Here is a 21,199-nt window from a genome sequence, read left to right as displayed (position 1 = left end):
CATCAACAGCGAACCAACGCATACGCATCGATCGCACCGGCAGAACGCATAATAACGGTCATGCCGCCAGACCGTCCGACCGGCGCCTGCGCCCGATGACCGTCAGGCGAACAGGCCGATCATCTGCGTCGTGAGCAGGATGAGCAGCGCGCAGGAGGCGACGAACCATACGCCGCCCACCACGGCCACACCCGTACCGATCGGCTTGCACCATGACGCCACGGTTTTCCCCTGATGTGTACGCCAGGCATGCCATGCGAGCATGGCCGCCCCTTCCACGGCGAGCACGAAGGCGATGCCGAGGCAGATTCCCGCGCCGACCGCCAGCGCCGCGGCGACCCCCAATGCCAGCAGCTCGACCGTCATGACGGCCAGCATGATGGCGTACAGCACGATGATGACGATGAACAACCCTGCGATGATCATCGCGTTCCCCTTCCGCATTCGGTGTCCGACGCCGGGCGGCGACAGTTCGCACCTGTATCGGATACGAGGACCACCGCAGGCATTGCAACCATGCACTTACGACCCTATTATCCCGCCGAATCGACGAAAACGCCATGTATGTCCAATAGATCCGCGTGCTCCCCCCAGACGAATGCTCCGTCGGACCGCATGCGGCCGACGCAAGCGTGCCGTACTCGTCAGACACCGGCGAGATCGAAGAAGCGTTCAATGACGACGTCATTGAGCAGACGGCCTTTGCGCGTGGGGATGACACGGTTAGCCGCGGGGTCGATGACGATGAGATCGTCGTCGACCATCGGCTGGAGTTCGGTCAAGTCAATGCGGCGGAACGGCGCGGTTGTGCCCTTGGATTCGGCCTCGATGACGGCTTGGTTGATGCGGTGCAGGTCAAGTCCCTCGCGCAGGCGCAGCCCGAGCATGATGAGTTCCTCGAGGTTTTCGCCAGGCGTGATGGTTTCGCTGCCGCCCCACGGGATGCGGCCTTCGTTGATGGCGGTACCCCATAGGCGCGGGTGGGTGATATCCCAGCTGCGCAGGCCGTGCATGTCATGCGAATCCGCAGCACTGACCGTGGCATCGTTTGTGACATTCGTAGCATCATCTGCATCGCTGCTGGTCACGTGGTTGTAGTGCGAGTGCGCGCCCGGGCCAAGTCCGGCCCAGTCGACGTTGCGCCAATAACCGAGATTGTGTCGGCTCTCGTAACCCGGCCACGCCCAGTTGGATACCTCGTACCATTCGAGGCCGGCGGCCTCGAACAGGTCGTCGGCGATCTCGTATTTTGCGGCCTCGTCGTCGTCATCCGGCTTGGGCAGGGTGCCGGCGGCGATCTGCCGTCCCATTTTCGTGGTCGGTTCGACGGTGAGCGCATACGCGGAGATATGGTTGACGCCAAGGTCGATGGCCGTGCGCACCGAGGTGCGCCAGTCGTCGAGGCTCTCCCCCGGCGCGCCGTAGATCAGGTCAACGCTGGAACGCAGGCCAACCTTGTTCGCCGCCTCGACGCCGTCAGCCACGTTGGCAGGCGTATGCGTGCGGTCGAGCGTGCGCAGCACATGCGGCACGGCGGACTGCATGCCGAAGGAAATGCGCGTGAAGCCGCCTTCGGCAAGCCGGTTAATGTAATACTCGTTGACGGTGTCCGGGTTGGCTTCGGTGGTAATCTCCGCGCCCGGCGTGATGCCCCAGATGCGGCGGATCGCGTCCAGTATGGCCACGAGATCGTCCGCGGAGAGGATCGTGGGCGTGCCGCCGCCGAAGAACACGGTGTCGGCCGCCGGCTCCTCGATGCCGTGGTCGAGCTGCCATCGCTTGGTCAGCTCCATCTCGCGGATGACCATGTTGGCGTAGTTGCCGCGGGATGCGCCCGCGCCGAGGTCAACGGCCGTATACGTGTTGAAGTCGCAGTATCCGCAACGCCGGAGGCAAAATGGAACGTGGATGTAGATTTCGTAGGTCATTCTGCAGCACTCTCCTCGGTTATCCAAACGGATCTCCGCGGAACGGAGAGCCAACCTACTTGGAATAATCAGACACGACACGTTGAAGAGCAGTCAAAGATTTCCGTACTCCGACCTTCGACGCTCCCTCAGTCAGTTTTGCTGACAGCCCCCTCAGCCGAGGGGGCTAAGAGAAAAATCAGCCTTCCGTCTTCTGCGCGGCGCGGATCTTGTCCTTGGTGTCGCGATCGTTGCCCGCGTCGCCGGTGGACAGGGCGGCGATGAACGCTTCCTGCGGCACCTCGACGTGGCCGAGCATCTTCATACGCTTCTTGCCAGCCTTCTGCTTTTCGAGCAGCTTGCGCTTGCGGGAGATATCGCCGCCGTAGCACTTGGCGAGCACGTCCTTGCGCAGCGCGCGGATGTTCTCGCGCGCGATGATGCGCGAACCGATCGCCGCTTGGATCGGAATCTCGAACTGCTGGCGCGGAATCAGCTCGCGCAGCTTCTTCGTCATCATCACGCCGTAGCTGTACGCCTTGTCGCGATGCACGATCGCGCTGAACGCATCCACCTTCTCACCCTGGATCAGAATATCGACCTTGACCAAGTCGGCGGCCTGCTCACCGTCCTCGTGGTAGTCGAGCGACGCGTAGCCTTTGGTGCGGGACTTCAACTGGTCGAAGAAGTCGAACACGATCTCCGCAAGCGGGATGCGGTAGTGCATCTCCACGCGGTCGGCGGAGATGTATTCCATCGTGCCCATGATGCCGCGGTGGTCCTGGCACAGATCCATGACCGCGCCGATGAACTCCTTCGGTGTGATGATGTCGGCAGCGACCATCGGCTCGACGATCTTCTTGATCTTGCCGTCAGGGAATTCGCTCGGGTTGGTCACGTGGTGCTCGCTGCCGTCCTCGGCGGTCACGTCGTACGGCACGTTCGGCGCGGTGGAGATCAGGTCGAGGCCGAACTCGCGGTCGAGACGCTCGCAAACGATCTCCATGTGCAGGAGCCCTAGGAAGCCGCATCGGAAGCCGAATCCGAGCGCAACGGACGTTTCCGGCTCGTAGATGAGCGCCGCGTCATTGAGCTTGAGCTTGTCGAGCGCGTCGCGCAGGTCGGGGAACTGGGCGTTGTCGATCGGGAACAGGCCGGCGTAGACCATCGGCTGCGGGTCGCGGTAGCCGGGCAGCGGTTCGGTGGCGGGACGCACGGCGGAGGTCAGCGTGTCGCCGACCTTCGACTGGCTCACGTCCTTCGCACCGGTGATGATGTAGCCGACCTCGCCGGCGCCGAGCGCCTTGGTGGGCATCATGTCGGGGCTGATCACGCCGATTTCGATCGGGTCGTGCGTCATGCCAATACCCATCATGTGCACCTTCTCGCGGGCGTGCAGCTCGCCGTCCTCCATGCGGATGTAGGTGACGATGCCGCGGTACGAGTCGTACACGGAGTCGAAGATGAGCGCGCGGGCCGGGGCCTTCGGGTCGCCGTGCGGCGCGGGCACCTCCATAACGATGCGGTCGAGCAGTTCGGCCACGCCCTCGCCGGTCTTGCCGGACACGCGCAGCACGTCGCTCGGCTCGCAGCCGATCAGTCCGGCGATTTCCTCGGCGTGCTTGTCTGGCTCGGCGCTCGGCAGGTCGATCTTGTTGAGCACGGGAATGATGGTCAGGTCGTGGTCGATGGCCATGTACAGGTTGGAGAGGGTCTGCGCCTCGATGCCTTGCGTGGCGTCGACGAGCAGCACCGCGCCCTCGCATGCGGCGAGCGCGCGGGAGACCTCGTACGTGAAATCGACGTGGCCGGGGGTGTCGATCATGCCGAGCGTGTACTCGGTGCCGTCGAACGTCCACGGCACGCGCACGGCCTGCGATTTGATGGTGATGCCACGCTCCTGCTCGATGTCCATGCGGTCGAGGAAGCGGTCGCGCATCTCGCGTTCGGGCACGATGCCGCTCAGCTGGAGGATACGGTCGGCCACAGTGGACTTGCCGTGGTCGATGTGCGCGATGATGCAGAAGTTGCGGATCAGCGACTGGTCGGTATATCCGGGCTTGTTCTTCGGTTCGATCACCTGATCCGTCTCCTTACGGTCGTCGTGTATATTCGTGGCCGGCTGTGTCGGTCCGTACTCGGCGCGTCGTCGTTTATACACGCGACGCATGTGCACCGGCTGGCCGGTCCTGTTCGCCAAATACTCTAGTCTACCGGTGCCTATCGGCATTTTTCTTGGCGACACTCCTGAAGCGGCCTGTGTTTTATCCGCACGGCATGTTATTATGACCGTTTGTATGTCCTTATAGCAAACGTCGTTTGGAGTAAATGTGGCAAACATCAAGTCGCAGAAGAAGCGCGTGCTGACCAACGAGAAGTCGCACATCCGCAACGTGGCCGTCAAGTCGGCCCTCAAGACCGCCGTCCGCGCCACCCGCGAGGCCATCGCCTCCGGTGACAAGGCCGCTGCCGAGGCCGCCTACAAGGTCGCCGCCCAGAAGCTCGACAAGGCTGCCGGCGCCGGCGTGATCCACAAGAACCAGGCCGCGAACCGCAAGTCCGGTCTGGCTGTCGCGATCAACGCCATGTGATCATAGCCCGCTAGGGTTTTGAGAAATCCCCGTGAACCGTTCGTGGTTCGCGGGGATTTTTGTTACTACTGGATTGTACGACCGTCAGTCGCCACCGTCCCGCCGATCGTCGTCTTCCACATGGGGGTGGATGACGGGCCGCTGCAGGTATTTCGACTGGCTTGGTAGGAAGATCTCGTGCCTCACCATCGCACCCGGCATGGTGATGTTGAATTTGACGGACAGCAGTCGCATGACGACGACGAGCACGACGATCGACACGTCCAGCACAACTTCGGCGTTAAAGTTAAGCACGTGAGCCTGCACACCCTTGCACACGAATACGGTGAGCACGCTGCCGACCGCGGATGGGATGGCGTACCAGTGCTTGTCGCGGATGAACATGGGCACGTCGTTGAGCAGCATGTCACGAACCAGTCCCCCACCCAACGCGGTGATCACGCCGAGGAACACGGACGTCATGCCGGACATCCCGAGGATCATGGCCTTGGACGTGCCGTTGACCGCGAACAGGCCGACCGAGAGCGCGTCGATGGTGAGCATCGACCATTTGAGCTTGTCGACTTCAGGATGGAACACCGCCACGACCAGTCCGGAAACCAGCGCGGTGATCACGAATCCCTTGTCGGAGATGCCGACGGGCGGCAGCGAGCCGAGCACGATGTCGCGCACGATGCCGCCGCCCAGCGCGGTCAGCCATGCGGTGATGAGCATGGCGATCAGGTCGTAGTTCTTGCGTACCGCGCACAATCCGCCCATAAGTCCGCAGCAGAAGACGGCCAGATATTCGACCCCCATGAAGAAGGCATTGCTCTCCAGCGCCAGTTCCATCGAGCCGCTCCCCTCATTCGCATCGCGTCCGTCAAAACCGTAACGAGCCTACAACACGCTCTCACCTTCGTCGTTCCGGCCACATGCGCGATCGGAACAACGAAGGAAAGGGTGGACGGCGGAACCCGAACCTGACGGCGGGAACCGCACCACGCAGATCAGGACAGCATGCCCACAAGCGCCATACGGTACGCAGTCTCCGCGGTGGTGTAGCTCAGCGGCTCCTTGCCCACTTTCTGAGGGTCATAGTTGCATGCGGAGAACACCTGCACGTAGTTCTTCACGATCTTCGGCAACCATTGGTCAAGGAATTCGTTCGGATCCACACGCCATTCCACGGTGTCCGGGTTCACCAGTGCGGTGAGCCCGTACACGAGCGGCATGATGAACCCTTCAGGACTGGCAATGTCGACCGTGTTGCCGGCAAACGGCGTGGTCTTGGCTAGGCCGGACTTGGTGGGCTTGTTCAGGTTCTTCACCGCGGCGATGCGGCCGTACTTGCCGTTGGCCTCGTTGTACAGCTTCGGGAATCGCTCGTAGATGACATCGTAGAGGGCCGGCAGCTGCACGGCGAGGGCAAGGGCCTTATGCACGCGCACGTTGCGGATTTCCGCGCGATAGTCCCCGGACGAGGACGCGGTGACTTCCGGCGAGCTCATAAACCGCACGAATAGGTCAAGACATCCACCCTTGCCGCTGTACAGTTTGGTGGGTGCCGGAGTCTCGACGGTCTTGCCGTCAGGGTCCGTGACCGGGGTCAGCAGGCGGAGCACGATCCAGGACAGGGCGATGATGTCCTGCACCTTGACTTCGCCGCCGTCATTGGATTTCCATTCGACGCGCTGGGCCACCGGCAGGTTCTCCTCCACCAGCAACTTGGCCAAATCGTCGAAATAGCCTTTCTGATTGGCTTTGGTGCCGGCGGTCAGCTCCACGTTGTTGTTGCGGGCCTCGCAGATCTCCAGCAGGTTGGTGCGGAAGTCACCCACGCACAATTCGTCGTCCGGGTCGGCGGGCACCAGCAGCTCGACCGGCACGTAGAACGACAGTTCGCCGTTCGGGCTGTTCGGATCGTTGAACACTGCCGGATCCTGCTTGGCAGCCTTCTGATAGTCGGAAACCAGGGAACGGTTGTCCCACCACAGTTGCTTGAAGTCCGCCCACGTCTTTGCACCGCGCGGCATCTTCAAGCCTGCATGTTCCATAGCGTGACGAAGGATGAGCAGACCAATGGCCAGCGTATTGTGACCGCCGTCGAGAATGCCCTCCACGTCCGGTTCGTCAAAGGTGAGCAGGAACCGGTTTCGCTCCAATTCCTTGTAGGTGCTTGCTGCAAGCAGCAGACCCTTGGTCTTGAACGGGAACAGCATCGGATCATGCTCGATGGAGTCCTGGATGGCGCTGGTCACCTGTCCGGTTTTCGCGTTGCGCGGGTTGGCTTGCAGGTTGAGGTTGTCGATGATGCCGATGAGGTACTTGGCACGCACCAGTCCAGTGATTTTCGTGATGCCGCCGACCGTCTGACGGGCGGGGCTGTCGAAGCGGATCATCACGCCGTCCTGTGCCTCGTCGTTGCCGGTGATGTCGTTATTGTCGTTCATGGTTGCCATGTCGCTGATCCTTTCCAAGATGCTGGCCTGCGTATCGGGCTTTCCGGCGTCCGTCCGGATGCCTAGCCCGTCGCGTCCCGGCGTTTCCAGGACACCCTTCATAACCGGACAATCTATATCCGGCGTGTCGTGGTCACGCGCAGTCGTGTCCCCGTCCGACGCAGCATCGGGCTCGCCGAGACCCGATACGGGACCGGCGAGATCGTCCGAACCATCATCGGACACGTCGATCAACCGCTGCCCAGCAAGGCCGATCAGCCAGCGCTCCGCAACCGAATATCCCGGGTACAGCCGCCGCAACGCCTCGGCGTACAGCGCCTGCTGGCCGTAGTAGTCGTCGCGCAACCGACGCTTCCACCGTTCCAGTCCAGCCTCGCCATCGGCGCGTTCGCTGTCGCGCACGGCGTCGGTTTTGTAGTCGAACAGCACAATCCGCTTGGCTTCGTCGTCAACGTAGTAGCCGTCAATCACGCCGCGCACGACGATCCGCTCCCCCGCGGACTCGACATCCACGCCGCTGATATCGGCAGGTCTGTTCGCGACCAAATCGCGCAGTTCTCCAGCCGAGACCAGCAGCGAGAACGGCTCCTCGCGCTTCAGCCGCGCACGATGTCCGCGTATGCCCCCGTGCGCGAACACGCCGTTGCCAGGTTCGGACGGGTCGGCGTTTTCGTCGCCGGAAACGAGCCATATCATGCCGTCGAACAGTCGGCCTTCATGGATGCGTTTCGCGGCGGCGCGTGAAATGATCTCCTGATCGGCCAGTCGGTCGATCACGCCGTGTAGTTCCGTCGTGCAGGCGTCGCCGTCGGCGGGAGTGTTCCAGTCGAACAGTTCGAGCGCGTTGTGTACGGCCACGCCAAGTTCCGTGGGGGACGGACCGTGTGCGTTGTCTGTCATGAAGTCGGGCAGGGGGTACGCGGAGAACGCCAGTTGGCGCGCCGACGCATCGTCCATATTCGCCGCGGTGCCGGCTGTTTGCGTGGTTTCGTCGCTGTCGGCCGTCGGATCGGAGTCCGGGTCGGACGGCATGTCGGCGTCGTCGCTCGGATCATGGCTGTCGGATGGAAGGCTGTCGAGCCAGCGGCGCAATCCCGAGGCGTTGATCGTGGCCGGTTTGCGGGCCGGACGACGTTGGTCGAGTGGCAGGAACCCGTCCGTGGAGGGTCGTTTCGTCATGGCGTCGAACCCGTCCGCTTGCTCGTCGATCATCGGCTGTGCCTCGATATCCGCATAATCTGCGTGCATGGTGAACGCACGGCCGGGAACCGAGGCCACGGCGACGGTGTCGTCCATCATGCCTGCCGGCAATGGTATCGGCCATGACGCCTGTCCGTCATCCTGTTCCGCTGGAATGATCTCTCCGAGTCCAAGTTCCGTGCCGGACGCCGGCACCGGCTCCGTCGAACCGTCCGACTCATTCGCGCCGTCGTTCGCCATGGGCGCGAACGTGTTGGCCGCGTTGTCCGGGTCGACGGTCCGGTCCGCCGCCCACAGCGAGCTGATGATCCAGCTCAAGTACGTGCCCAGAGGAGAAGTGACTTGATAGTTGCGGGACAGATAATCCGGGTCAACCGCACCATCCGCCGTACAGTAGGCATCCTTGCAATAGTCGCTCAGATTCGCAGACAACTGGCTGTCATCGCCGAGCGGCCTCGTCCAGGTGCCGGCGATGATGAGCTTCTCCTGCGGGCGGGTGAGCGCCACGTATAGCAGTCGCAGCTGTTCGTCGATGCCGCGACGGCGAGCCTCACGTACCAGCACGTCACGTTGAAACGTGCCGACGCGCGTCTGATGCCGTTCGTCGCGCAGATTGCATGCGGCGATGCCACGATCGCCATCCGGCGCCTGAATGGTTTCAAACACGGCGCGGTTCTGCTCGCTGATCGGGTTCGACTGCGCTCCCAGCAGGATGACGACCTTCCACTGCAGCCCCTTGGCCTTGTGGATCGTCATCACGTGCACGGCATCCTTGGTGGAAAGCGTGGACGCCTCTTCGTTCACCTGACGGTCCTTGGACCTCTCCCATTGTTCGACCGCGTCCAGGAACGGCCGAATGCCCCGCTCCCCCGTGGATTCGAACGTGCGAGCCTTCTCGCACAGCCTGGCAAGGTTGCCCTGCCGCTGCACACCGTCCGGCAACGCGCCGCAATAGTCGTACCATCCGGTTTCCGTGTAGATGCGCCAGAGCAGTTCGTCGATCGGATGGCACTGGGCGAAGGCGTCGAAGTCGGCAAGGCGTTCGAGGAACCGCCCGCAGTCGGCGACCAGTTCCGGACTCGCCTTGAACGTCCCGTCCGCGGTTTTGCGCAGCAGATCGTAGAAACGCATGAGGCCGCGTCTCTTGCCTCCGGCAGTCGCGCCGCCGTCTGTGCCATCGTCCGACTCCCCGCCATCCGCGGCACTGGCGGCCGGGTCGAGCAGCCGCAGTTCCGCGAGCATGCGATCTGAAAATCCGAACGCGCGCAGCAACGCGACCATCGGAACGTCGAGCAGCGCATTGTCGATCACTTTCAGCCAATCCAGCGCGATCAGGACTTCCGGGCTCTGATAGTAGGCGCCCACGCCGGTCACGTCCGCCGGAATGCCTGCGGCGCTCAGTGCATCGTACAGTTCCGGGAACGTTTTCGTGCTGCGCGCCAGTATGGCGATGTCGCCGTAGTCGTATCCGCGATCATGCCCGGGCCGGGGCTCGTCGTGCAGCGCACGGATGCGGCGTACAATCATGTCGATCTGCTGTTGGTCCGCACTGCCTCGCGGGATGTCGCCGTCGTTGAGCGGCGTCCGGTTTTCTTCGCCGTCGGATTTCATTTTGGTGCGGATGAGCAGTTCCACCGCGCCGTCGTCGTAGCGTTTCGGCCGGCCGTTCTCATCGGCTTGCGGCGCGGCGATGACGAACCGTTCGTTCGATTCGCGCGTTCCGTCGTCCACCGTCCGCACGTAGTCGACGCCGCCCATGCCGCGGCGCATGAGCCGGTCGAACACGGTGTTGACGAAGATGAGGATTTCCGGAACGGAGCGGTGGTTTTCCTCCAGCACGCGGTAGTGCCGTTCGTTGCCGTCACGCCCTAGAGCGGCGTCGCGTTCGAGCACCTCGTCGCTTTTGCGGCGGAATTCGTCGGGTTGGGCGTAGCGGAACGCGTAGATGCTCTGCTTGACATCGCCGACCATGGTCACTTTGGCGTCGGGCTTGCCGTCGATGGGATCGGAAAGCAGGTCGATGATTTCGTTTTGGATCGCGTTGTTGTCCTGGCATTCGTCGACATACAGGTAGGTCCACTGGTCGCGCAGACGCGAGCGCACGGCCGGATTGTGCAGCGCGCGGTCGGCCAGGTGCGTGACGTCGGCGAATTCGGCGAGCGATGACTTCCGTTTTTCTTCGTCGTACCGTGCGGCGAAAAGTCGGACAAGCACGACCAGCGTGTCGATGCGACGGCGGGCGACCGCGTCGAGCGCGTCCGTCTGTTCGGCCGAGTATGCGAACATGGGAGTGATATCGGCCGTTTTGGCGGAGCGCAGCCTGTCGGCGTATCCGCGCACCGTTTTGACCAAGGCCACGGCTTGGAGGTTGGCGTCCGTGCCGGGTGTGGCTTCGGGGAACAGATCGGATACGGCGGCGAATTTGGAGGCGACCAGTTGTTTGCTCGGCAGTCCTTGGGCCGTAAGGTTGTATTGGCCGACCGCCGCATACGGGCCGTCAAGCGCGGCGCACACGTCGTCCCAGCCGCCTTGGCTGTACGTCTCTGATATGGCGTCGAGCGCGGCGAACAATGCGGAGAATACGCGGCTGTCTGCGATGAGCCGTTCACCGTCGCGCGTGTCGCCGAATGCTGCGCCGAGTTCGCGCAGCTGGTCCGCCGCCTTTCGCCGCAGTGGCGCCAGACCGTCGCGCCATTCGTCGAATACGTAGTCGACCATCCAGCTGGCTCCGCGCAGTGGACGCGCATGAGCGAATCGGACGCGGTATGGTTCGGACAGCGAGTCCAGCCAGGCAATGCCGTTCGGCTTGGATTGCGCGCGGTCGTACAGGCCGAGTATTTCACGGCCGAGGTCGCCGTCGGAGGCGGGACCGTTGAGGTTGTCGAGCAGGTCGATGAAGTCGGCGTTGCGGACGGTGACCGTCGTGCCGCCGATGTTGGCCGGATCGCTGCGCCAGTCCGGGGCGTACCATTGTTCGAACAGTTCGTCGAGCACCTTGTCTCGCAGCTGCGCGGCCATGGCCGCGTCGGCGATGATGCGGTATCCCGGGTCGATGCCGAGTTCGTCGGCGTTGCGGTCGACGATGTACTTGTTGAGTGCGTCGATGCTGCTGATCTGCGTTGCCGGCAGTTCGTCCTGCGCCTTGGAGAAGACACGGGCGGCGAACGCGGCCGATTCGCGGCTGGCTCGTATGACCGTGGCCAGTTCGCCGTCGTCTCCGCCGATCAGGAAGTCGGTGTCGTGCTCGGCTGCGGCGTCGCGCGATTGGCCTCCGGCGATCATGCGTTCGTGAGCGCGCGCGTAGCGTACGGCGAACGCGAGGTTGCGTCCGAGTTTGGAGCGCAGTTCCGCGGCGGCGGCGACCGTGAACGTGATGATCAGCGAGTTGCGGATGGACGCGTGCTCGTCTGTTCTGCTGCGTTCGAGCAGGTCGATCATCACGTCCTGCAGCAGACGCGTGGTTTTGCCGGTGCCGGCGGACGCGTTGATGAAGTACCGGTTGTCGTTCGTCATACCTGCCCCTTTTCGTTCATGTTGTCGTGTTCCGGAATGTCGTATCCGGGAATGCCGGTGCCAGGATCGTCGTGCGCGTTGATGGCGATCGCGCTGTCTCCGTTCGTGCCGTCCTGCGAGGCAACGGTCGTCAACGTCTCAAGCCGGTCCATGGCTTTCCCGTTTTCGACCTTGTCGAAGAAGTCCGGCAGGAGCATCGGCCGCTCGTAGTGCCAGACGCGGCCGTCGATGAGGTCTAACGCCATGGCGTCTGCGAAATCGCTGTACTGCGCGCCGTTTTTCCCGTCTTTGACGTTCCTGTACGGTGCCGGCGCGACGTGTCCGTCGAGCAGGTTCTGGCATGCTTGGACGATCATGTCCTGCACGTAGCCGAGCAGCGCGGAAAACGTTTCCGGTTCCGTGGATGCGACCGGCAGGGATTTCGTTCCTTTGCCGTTTTTGTCGGTTTTTCTGAACCATGGCTGCACGATCAGTCCCATGTCGTCGATGGTCAGCGCAGGCTGCGGATTGTCGTATTCAATGCCTGCAAGCGCGCCGTCCGCGTCGGAGAACAGTGCGGGCAGGCCGGCCGCATTCGGCGTCGCGGCGTCGGACGCCGTTGTCTGGATTTTCAGCGTCCCCGTTTTGATGTCGGAGGCTACACCGGTTTTGCTTGCCTTGACCGGCAAGAACGCAACGCCGGCCACGCGCAGGTCCGGGTGGCTTTTCCCGAGGTTGCGCAGCGCCGCGTACGCGTAGGTGAGCAGCTGCAGTTCATGTCCGTAATAGACCTTTGCGCCGTCGTTGTCGGCGAACAGCGTGTAGTTGGTTCCTGAGGACTTGTAGTCGATGATGAACGCGGCTTTGTCGTTGCCGCGCGCAACTTCGTCGATGCGGTCCACTTTGCCGCGCACGTCCAGGCGGACCGCGATCGAATCGTCGCCGTTGCGGCCGACGAGCCGATGGGTGATCGGTTCCCAGTCACCTTTGATGCCGTTGATGTCGCCGAACTGCTGTTCTGCGGACAGAGGCCGGTCGGTCGTGTTCGAGGCGTGTTCCTCGTCCACAGCCGGCGTGAGCAGGTGTTTTTTCCAGATGTTCCGGGTCGCGTGCAGGCGGTCGACGAAGGCGTGCAGGCGTTGGACCAGTTGCCGGCGCACGGCGTTCATGCGGTTGCCGGACAGGAATATCGCGAACCGTGGTTCCTCGTCGATCAGGCTCCGCCCGTCAAGCCCGTATTCGGGCATCGGCGCGGGGTGACGGTTCGGATCAGCGAACAGGTCGACCAGTTCGTGCGCGTTCAGCGTCGCACCGTCGGCGTCGCGGTATTCGTCGGGCAAGACGTCCGGGTTCTGCGCGGCGGCGATGAGCACGTCGACGGTTCGTTCGAGCACGGTGTGATAGAACGATCCTTCGACCGCCGCGTCCAGGGCGAACGGTTTGAGCGTCTTGACGTGGAGGCCCTTGTCCATGAACGTGTCAAACGGGTTTGCGTAGTACCGTTCGGCTGCGGAGATCGACGTTTTAAATACGCGCGTGGCCGGTTGCGCCGGAACGTCCGACGCATACGGGACGTCGGCAGCGTGTTCACCCCGCTCGCCCTTGGTCTCCGGTTTGGTGAACAGCGCCAGTGCGACGGCAGGGTCGAGCGGTTCGCGCGACGCCGGTTTCGTCGTGACGTCGTGCACGATCCCGCGTTCCGTTGCCGTGCCGTTGCCCGCAGTCGCTGCGACGAACATTTCGGCGGACGGCAGGTCGTCCATGGTCTGCCCTCGCAGGCGGTGGTCGCCGGGATGAGCGGTGTTCCATTTGTCGTCGGGCAGTTGCGGCAGTAGGCGCACGGCAAACGGTGAGAGCGCGCACGACGTTCCGCCGGCGTTGCGCGGGCACAGCATCGTCAGTCTGCTTGCATAATGCAGCACGCGGTTGAATGCGAGGATTTCGCGCCGTGCTTTGCCGTGCACGGACAACGTGCGCAGCGACGCCGCCTGCGCCGTCTTGCCGTCGGCGTCCAGCGAGTCGGCGAGACGTAGGCGTTCCGTGTCGTTCAGCAGTCCGGATTCGTGCGGAACCGCCGGCAGCGACGATTCCGTGCAGCCGAGCATGATCACCTGGTCGTATGGCCGCATGGCGGTCGGAAAGGCGACCACGTCCACCGCATCGGCCGATTTGGTGGTCGCGCCGGAAGGCTGTGCGGCGAGCAGCGCCTCGATGCCGTGCGCGAACGTGGGGCGCATGTCGGCGAATGGTTCGTCGCCGAGCACGTCCGCGAGTTCGTCGAAGGAGCGCATGACCACGCCCCATGCTTCGCGCGTGCGCGCGAACCGCTGTTCCATTGCGGCTTCGTCGTCGCGTTCCTGGTCCGTGGCCTCGTCGTCGAGGATGAACTTCCACGACAGGTTGACGCCGTGGCCGGTCAGGAAACGCACCATGCCGGCGAGCGCCTCGCGCACCGTGACGCCCTCGTCTCCCGTTTCGGATGGCGGCAGGAAAACGGTTCGTGCCTCATCGATGACCGTTCGAATGGCCGTGACGACGGCGCCGGTGCTCGCACTGTCCTTGTCGGCCCATACGACCGCCGGGTCTTCGGATCTCAGTCGGCGTTCGAGCAGGTCGAGGCTTCGTGTGCCGATCCGCCACCGTTTGCCGGGGTCACGCAGCAGTCTTGTGCGGAACACGCGCATCACGGCGGTCGTATCGGGGATCTTGTTGTACAGTCGCTCGTCGAGCAGACCGAGCAGTAGGTCGGCGAACGCGCCGTCGGCCATGGTCGCGGCCGGTGAGGCATTGATGGGAATGCTCCGGTAGGTGAATTCGGCGTCCAGCAGAGCGCGATACGGTTCCAGATTGCGTGCGGTCACCAGGATGCGATCGTAGGCGACCGGAACGCCGTCGGCGTCGCCGTGATCGTGCAGCGTGCGGATAAGTCGTGCCGCCGCGCGGACTTCCGCGATTTCGTCGGCCGCTGACAGCGCGGTCACGCGTTCGGCCGGTTCGATCGTCGACTGTTCGGGCAGCAGCGTGTATGCGGGCGCGGCGGCGTGGCGTCCGACATGTCCGGTTGCGCAGTCCGCTTCGATCTGTCCGGCGAACAGCGCGGCGACGATGTCCGGCCGGCAGTCGGCTGCATCCTGCACCGTGACGCGCGCATGCGATTGCAGTTCGCACACCGCGAGAGCCTCGGCGGCGGAGAGTTTTTCGAATCCGTACAGGTAGACGTGCAGCCGGTCGCCTTGGTCGCGGATCCACGGGATCGCCGCGGCCGCGTTGCCTCCTTGCATGACGTGCGTCGCGCCGAACCGTTGTTCCGTGGCACGTAGCAGGACGGCGAGGGCTTTCATGCGTTCGTCTTCAAGCAGGCCGGACTCGGGATCGGCTTCGGCGGCCCGACTCATGTCGTCTGCGGTGATTCCGGCGTTGCGCAGTTCCGCTATCTGGTTGGCGAACTGGTTGGCGGAGCCGAACGTGTCTCCGGCTTTGCGGAACGTGGCCGGGTCGCGGCGCATGAGCGAGGCGAGGAATTCGCGCAGCGTGAACATGCCGAGCACCGGTTTCGCGTATTTGCCGGCGTCACGGTTACCGATCACGGAGCGCACCAGACTGGCGAACGAGTGCACGCTTACCGTGATTCCCGGCCGTCCGATTGGATGTTTCCGCAGATACTCCAGCGTCGTGCGTTCCGCATACGTGCGCAGTCTGGCGGGCGTGAGGATGATGAACGAATCCCCGTTCTCTCCCGCTGCGGCATCCGTCGCGGCCGTTTTGACCAGGCCGAGCAGATCGTAGTCGTCATTGTCCTTGTCGGTCATGCCGTCCCCCTTGGTTCGGAGTCGCCGTTGTACGGCATTGCGATTGTATAGCGTCGGAATGCCGCCACGCTTGTTTGTCTCGTTTCGGCGTGCCCGAGTCCTGCAGCGCAGCTCGATCCACGCCGTTTTCCGGATTGTCCGGTTAGAGAGGGTGACGGAAGCACGGTAGACGATGCGCTGCGGCGGAAGGAGCGACATGGCATATGCTCGGATTGCGGACACGGCTGCGGCGGCGTGCCGTCGTCGTGTCGTCGGACAAGGACCGGCGGGTAGACTTGGTGTGGCATCGGCTCGTGGAAGGGACGCTATGGGATCAAGCTACAGCGAGGACGTGTTCGGCAAGCGGAACCTTGCGCGGGTCTACGGTCTGGTGGTTGCGGCGGTGGCTCAACGGCTGACGCGGTATCCGGCCATCATGGCGAAGTTCGGCGGCGACGAGGACGCGTGGGCTATGAAGTTCATCTATCGAGATCCCGCCGAAGAACCGATGGAATCCTTGGCATACGACGCGGGGAGCGCCCGGCTCAATCCCGATCTGATACGACTGCTGCAGGCGTGCGAAACGGACGACGAATTCGAACGCTGCCTCGCAGGAGAGGTCGCGCACTGGCTGGCCGACCTGTTCGACCAGACCGAATTCGGCCGTACCCGACGCGTGCTTGAGCACGATATGGAAACCGACGAGGCGGGGCGTTTCGTCAATGCGAAATCGTCTTCGCTGTGGAGACTGCGGGAGTGTCCCGACGTTCGTTCCAACGCGACGGAGGATCTGCTGTGGCCAGTGGCCGGCCGGCATCAGCATCGCATCACGTGGCCGACGGATCAGGCGCTCGCCGACTTTCGCGAGGGCCGGCGCATACGGCGGCCGAAATACCCGCGCAAACAGGTGACGGCCATGCTGTACGACGTGTTGAAGGCCGCCAACGGCGCCGTCGAGGCCAATATGCTCACACGGCTGTTCGTGGCCTGTCATCCTGCTATCGTCGAGGATTTCGCCGCCATCGTGCAGGTCGACATCGATCTGGAGCGCATGGCCGCGGCGAACGCGGACCATAACGGCACGGTTCGCGGCAACCCATACGGAGGCGACGAATATGATCTTTACGACGATTACAACGACGAACTGAACCACGCAGACGCCTTTGGAGGTGAATGGTGATGAACAGCGCACAACGCAATCCGGATATGGCGAATCCGAAATTCATGCTGGCACCGTCCGCAATTCCGGAGCAGGTCATTCGCATGGAATCCCCTGAGTACATCGCGGCGCGGCTGGCCGAACCGGTCGCAGCCAAACAGCTTTGGCTCGCGAAGGACGCCGGCGCTCAGGGAGCGCGCGAATCGCAATACGTGTTGGTGCTGACCGTCGGCAACGACGAACGTACCGTGACGATCGTGCCCATGAGCAGCAACGTTGCAGAACGCACCGAAGGCGCGTTGTCCGTTGACCGCACGCCGATGGGACTGCCCATGATCGCGTGGCCGGATCTGGCCACGGAAATTCCGGTGCGTCTGCTGTACAAGCCGTTGGACGCCTTCGACGACGCCGTGTTCCGCGCGGTAACAGGCAACCGTGCCAATGCGCGGGTCGGCGTGCGGCGGACGCAGCCGGTCGCGGAGCCGACCGTTTCATCCGAACGGCGGTTTCTCGCCATGCGACGCAAGCTGGACCGCTGGCACGCCATATGCGCGCAGCTGCCCGCATTGCACGGCGAGGAAACGCTGCGATACAGCACCAGCGACGCACTGGCCGCCTACAACGATGCGCTGAAGACCGTGCTGCATCTGACCCCACAGCAACGGATTGCGCTCAGCCGCGGCGGATGGCATCTGGACGACGAACAGCGGCAGGCCATGGCCGACGCGGGATTCCCCGACGCGCCGCATCGCGACGAGATCATCGGCGACGACTATCTGATCATGGCCGAACAGCCACGCTGGCGGGCGGCAGCCGAAGCGCTCGCCGGCATGGGCGACGCCTCGGGCTTTGCGGACACCGATCCTCGTGTCAGGCTTGCTCATCAGGCGCAGTTCGCACTGGCCGCGCGTACGTCCGGGCATGGACGTGACGCCATGGAAGGCGCATTCGAACAGGCCAGCAGTATCATTCTCGGCCGGCAGCAGAGACAGGATGACGTGCGATGACCGCCGGCCAGCAATTCCCGAATCATTCCCCATCAGAGTCGCCGGACGCGCACGGGATCCACCGCTCCCCCGGCGACGCTGACTACCGTCTGGCCGTGGACAAGCAGGCACGGGCCATGCTCGCCTTGGCGACGTCGCGACATTCCGAATTCGCGCAGGATTGCCGCACCGACCCAGGCCAGATCGTCAACCATTGGTCCGACGACGTGACGATCGGATACGTGCATGCGCTTGCCCACACCAGTCTGAATAGCTCCAGCACCGCGACGATCGACGATCAGAACGATCTGCTCGGCCTGTTTAGTCCGGCGATGCAGGCCGGCGAGCGCAATGTCATTCGCGTGCAGTTTAACGAGGGACGCGAATATACCGCACGCCGTAATTTCACGCTGCTGCACGAACTCGGCCATTACCTGCAGCAGACCGATGATGTGCTGGCCGATCAGCTGTTCGTTATTTCGTCCGCAAACTACAACAAGCGGTTCGAGGAGTCGGCGTGCAATCGGTTCGCCTCACTGTCGCTGCTGCCGGACGATTACGTGACCGCCCTCATGGCCGGGGAGCCGCTGAACGCCATCGTGGCCCGGGACATATTCGAGTCGGGACGCGGGAGTGGAAAGTCCCGGCGCATGCGCGTATCCCGTCCCGTGGTCGTCCGCCGCATGGCCGATTTTCTCCCCTCGCACGGATCGATCGCACTCGTGCAGGACGGCAATCTCAACACGCGCGTCCACGCGGACGGCGTCATCGACTATGGCGGCGAGCCGACGCCCGCCGAACGGGCCGGCATGGACGCGTATCACCGAGAGCATTCGGAACCGTATGCCACCGGTCTGGTGATCAACCATCCGAACGCTCCCACTGCGGCGCCGCCGGCCGCATCATCGGCATCATCAACGTCGGTTTCCAAGGCCACGAGAGTCAGCATCGCCCACTCCTACGGTCGCAGCGACTATTTCTTCATCGTCACCGCGCCGCAACCGTAGCGAGCGGACCATTCAGCCTCCGGCTTCCCGAGCAGCTGATCGATCCTCATTGCAATGCCGACCACAGGAACGGCCAGACGAGACCAACAATCAGGTTCAACGAGCCGGCCGCCAGGAATGCGAACAGCAGGATCGTACCGCCCCGATCCTCCTTCACCCACGCATGGTCCGGCTGGAACGGATCATAATGCACCGTTACGGCGTCACCTTCCTTGAACCGGGCCGGGCGGGACCACGTGCCCGATGCGAGGGTGTGGTCGCGCCCGTCGACGGTATAGGAGAACACCGGCGACCACAAAGTCCCGTCGTTGTCGTAATCCTCCCGCACTTCGCTGACGATGCCGGGCACCGTGGCAGTGCACGCATCGCGGAACCGCCTGCGTCTGCGCAGGAGCACCACGCATACGATGACGGTGATCAGCCCGCCGATGGTCATCGATACCGCCGGTATCCACACTACCGGTTCGGCCCACATTACAGTAAGTTCACCTTCGAACGCTTCTATCATGGTTCGATTATCCCAGCGCGCCCGCTCCGGCACACGAGTCCGAACATGAACCGCACGTGAACTCTTACGTTATGAATCCGACAAGGATCGCGCTGGTCACGCGGCTCGCATCAGGCGATCCAGAACCTAGCAACTCAGCTGACCTCACCTGATGGGACGAAACCGGCACCGAGAATGAGCCGTTCGGACGGCACCCGGCTATGCAGATCAGTGTCATTCCAGTGGACCTTCACGTATGGATTGGTCGCCGGATGCTCGGCACACTCCCGTTCGACCGTCCGGCGATCCTTCCACTGGTCGACGTAGGTGCAATCGATTCGGTCCGGAGCAAGCATATCGATGAGCTGCTGGTAATAGTCTCGCTCGCTGAACAGCGTGTCCACAAGGTACCCCGGTTCTGCGGGGAACCTGGACAATCCACGAATGTAGAACGCGCGGTTTTCATCTCGAATGAGCGGCGGCACTGTGCCCAGTCTCATCAGCTCCTTGAACAGGATGAGCCGCCCGACGCGGCCATTGCCGTCAGAGAACGGGTGCGTGGTCTCGAACATCCAGTGCGCGTGCGCAATGGCATACGGGTCATCGTCCAGTTCTGCGAACTCGGCGAACACACGGTTCATGGCCTGAGGCACGTCGGCGGGCAGCACGGTATGCACGCCTTGAATGGCGTTGATGACGTTGGGCAGGATTTTCCAGCCGCCGACGTTACGGTTCGGATCGGTCTCCTGCCGTGTGCCGCGCTTGAGGATCGCATGCAGCGTACAGACGAAAGTCTTGTCGACCGGATCGTCGACATGGTCGAGTATCCAGTCGAATGCGCGGAAATGGTTCGTGGTTTCGATCACGTCGTCCGCGCGAATGACGTCATTGCCGCTGTCCGGCAGCAGTTCGCCGGTGTCGTAGAGCTGCGCCGTCTGCTCCGGCGTGAGCGTGGAACCTTCCATATGGTTCGAGTTGTAGGCGAACACGAGCTGCGTGTTGTGGTATAAGCCATGGGACAGCTTCTGATCACGCTCGCGTCTCAGCCATTCGGCCAGTCCTGTTTTCATGGTCACCTCCGGTCGCGGGCGAATCGGCTGCGCATTATGCGATGATTGGCCGCCAATCGTTCGTAATGGTTCCGCAACAGCATGGTATGCCATTCGATCGATCTTGCACTCACAATTGACGGGGCTTGAGAAGCGGATAATCACCGTATCGGCTTTGCGCGATTCCTATAATGGTGCGCATGGATGCGATCAAGGATGATGGGCGGGCCGTGGCATTGGTGACCGGCGGTACGAGCGGCATCGGCAGGGCGACGGCGGAGTTGCTGGCGCGGCACGGTTGGCGTGTGGTTGCGGTCGGATTGGATGCGGTGAAGATTGCGCATGTGCAGCGGCTCGACGGTGTTGATGGAGCGTGCGGCGGCGAGCTGATCACCGAGGAGATGGACGTCACCAAACCGGACGATATTCGCGCGGTCGTGGGCGCGCTCCCCCGTTTGGATGCGATCGTGCATTGCGCGGGGTTCGGCATCGCCGGTTCGGCGGAATGCACGCCGATGGAGCTGGTGCGGAGGCAGTTCGACGTGAATTATTTCGGTGTGCTGCAAGTCGATGAGATCACGTTGCCGTTGCTGCGGCGTACCGCGTCGCGCAATCGTCGCCGCGGCCGGGTGATCGTCGTCGGGTCGATTGGCGGACGGATCGGACTGCCATTCCAGTCGCATTATTCGTCGACCAAGGCCGCGTTGGAGATGTATGTGGAGGCGTTGCGGTTGGAGGGACGCCGGCACGGGATCACTGCCACGATCATCGAACCGGGCGATCTCGCCACCGGATTCACCGGCGCCCGCGTGACCGCCGAACCGACGAACTCACCGTATCTGGCCGAATGCCGCCGTTCGGTCGGCCAGATGGCGCACGACGAGCAGACCGGCGCCGGCCCGGACACCGTCGCTCAGGTCATCGCCGCGACGCTTGCCCGCCGCAATCCCCCGGTCCGCGTCGCTGTCGGCGGCTCGTACAAGGCGCTCATGCAACTCAAGCGCTTCCTTCCCGACCGCGCAGTCGAGTTCATCATGCGATGCATCTATATGAAGTGACTCATAAACCCCAAAAACACGTGAACCGTATTCA

Annotated in this window: 13 protein-coding genes; 5 read left to right on the top strand and 8 right to left on the bottom strand. The window is 63.1% G+C overall.

The window, feature by feature from the left end:
- Positions 1-102 precede the first annotated feature (102 nt).
- The 3 genes from BBIA_RS03070 to lepA form a co-directional block, all read right to left on the bottom strand.
- A complete protein-coding gene (locus tag BBIA_RS03070; protein WP_033494283.1) occupies positions 103-426 on the bottom strand; it encodes a hypothetical protein in 324 nt (107 codons plus the stop codon).
- Positions 427-644: 218 nt separating this feature from the next.
- Positions 645-1,928, bottom strand: a complete 1,284-nt coding sequence (gene hemW, locus BBIA_RS03065; RefSeq protein WP_033494284.1) for a radical SAM family heme chaperone HemW — start codon at positions 1,926-1,928, stop codon at positions 645-647.
- Positions 1,929-2,106: 178 nt separating this feature from the next.
- Positions 2,107-3,987: a translation elongation factor 4 gene (gene lepA / locus BBIA_RS03060; protein ID WP_033494285.1), complete on the bottom strand. Its 1,881-nt coding sequence runs from the start codon at positions 3,985-3,987 to the stop codon at positions 2,107-2,109.
- A gap of 250 nt (positions 3,988-4,237) precedes the next feature.
- On the opposite strand from lepA, the gene rpsT reads away from it, so the two are divergent.
- A complete protein-coding gene (gene rpsT / locus BBIA_RS03055) occupies positions 4,238-4,498 on the top strand; it encodes a 30S ribosomal protein S20 (RefSeq protein WP_033494286.1) in 261 nt (86 codons plus the stop codon).
- A gap of 84 nt (positions 4,499-4,582) precedes the next feature.
- Here the strand turns inward: rpsT and BBIA_RS03050 are convergent, their stop codons facing one another.
- From BBIA_RS03050 to BBIA_RS03040, 3 genes are all read right to left on the bottom strand, one after another.
- Positions 4,583-5,329 carry a trimeric intracellular cation channel family protein gene (locus BBIA_RS03050; protein ID WP_033494288.1) on the bottom strand — a complete coding sequence of 249 codons (747 nt, stop codon included), beginning with the start codon at positions 5,327-5,329 and terminating at the stop codon, positions 4,583-4,585.
- A 158-nt stretch (positions 5,330-5,487) separates the two neighbouring features.
- On the bottom strand, positions 5,488-11,652 hold the full coding sequence (locus BBIA_RS13185) for a UvrD-helicase domain-containing protein (RefSeq protein ID WP_051923705.1): 6,165 nt from the start codon (positions 11,650-11,652) through the stop codon (positions 5,488-5,490).
- On the bottom strand, positions 11,649-15,440 hold the full coding sequence (locus tag BBIA_RS03040) for a PD-(D/E)XK nuclease family protein (protein WP_033494289.1): 3,792 nt from the start codon (positions 15,438-15,440) through the stop codon (positions 11,649-11,651). The genes BBIA_RS13185 and BBIA_RS03040 overlap by 4 nt, the downstream gene beginning before the upstream one ends.
- Before the next feature lie 307 nt (positions 15,441-15,747).
- On the opposite strand from BBIA_RS03040, the gene BBIA_RS03035 reads away from it, so the two are divergent.
- Genes BBIA_RS03035 through BBIA_RS03025 form a run of 3 tightly spaced genes read left to right on the top strand, consistent with a single transcriptional unit; the run spans position 15,748 to position 18,571 of the window.
- Complete coding sequence (locus BBIA_RS03035) at positions 15,748-16,599, top strand: hypothetical protein (protein WP_033494290.1); 852 nt, start codon at positions 15,748-15,750, stop codon at positions 16,597-16,599.
- Positions 16,599-17,585 carry a hypothetical protein gene (locus BBIA_RS03030; RefSeq protein WP_152600558.1) on the top strand — a complete coding sequence of 329 codons (987 nt, stop codon included), beginning with the start codon at positions 16,599-16,601 and terminating at the stop codon, positions 17,583-17,585. Before BBIA_RS03035 ends, BBIA_RS03030 begins: the two co-directional genes overlap by 1 nt.
- On the top strand, positions 17,582-18,571 hold the full coding sequence (locus tag BBIA_RS03025) for an ImmA/IrrE family metallo-endopeptidase (RefSeq protein WP_051923704.1): 990 nt from the start codon (positions 17,582-17,584) through the stop codon (positions 18,569-18,571). Before BBIA_RS03030 ends, BBIA_RS03025 begins: the two co-directional genes overlap by 4 nt.
- A gap of 46 nt (positions 18,572-18,617) precedes the next feature.
- Here the strand turns inward: BBIA_RS03025 and BBIA_RS03020 are convergent, their stop codons facing one another.
- Positions 18,618-19,046 carry a DUF3592 domain-containing protein gene (locus BBIA_RS03020; RefSeq protein WP_033494292.1) on the bottom strand — a complete coding sequence of 143 codons (429 nt, stop codon included), beginning with the start codon at positions 19,044-19,046 and terminating at the stop codon, positions 18,618-18,620.
- A 167-nt stretch (positions 19,047-19,213) separates the two neighbouring features.
- Positions 19,214-20,272 carry a Fic family protein gene (locus tag BBIA_RS03015; protein ID WP_238548411.1) on the bottom strand — a complete coding sequence of 353 codons (1,059 nt, stop codon included), beginning with the start codon at positions 20,270-20,272 and terminating at the stop codon, positions 19,214-19,216.
- Between the two features lie 35 nt (positions 20,273-20,307).
- Between BBIA_RS03015 and BBIA_RS03010 the strand changes: the two genes are divergently transcribed.
- Complete coding sequence (locus BBIA_RS03010; protein ID WP_033494293.1) at positions 20,308-21,165, top strand: SDR family NAD(P)-dependent oxidoreductase; 858 nt, start codon at positions 20,308-20,310, stop codon at positions 21,163-21,165.
- The last annotated feature ends 34 nt before the right edge of the window (positions 21,166-21,199 follow it).

This window comes from Bifidobacterium biavatii DSM 23969 (genome assembly GCF_000741165.1).
GTDB lineage: Bacteria > Actinomycetota > Actinomycetes > Actinomycetales > Bifidobacteriaceae > Bifidobacterium > Bifidobacterium biavatii.
The sequence above is the reverse complement of the archived record's forward strand: the minus strand, read 5'-3'. Positions and strand labels throughout refer to the sequence as shown.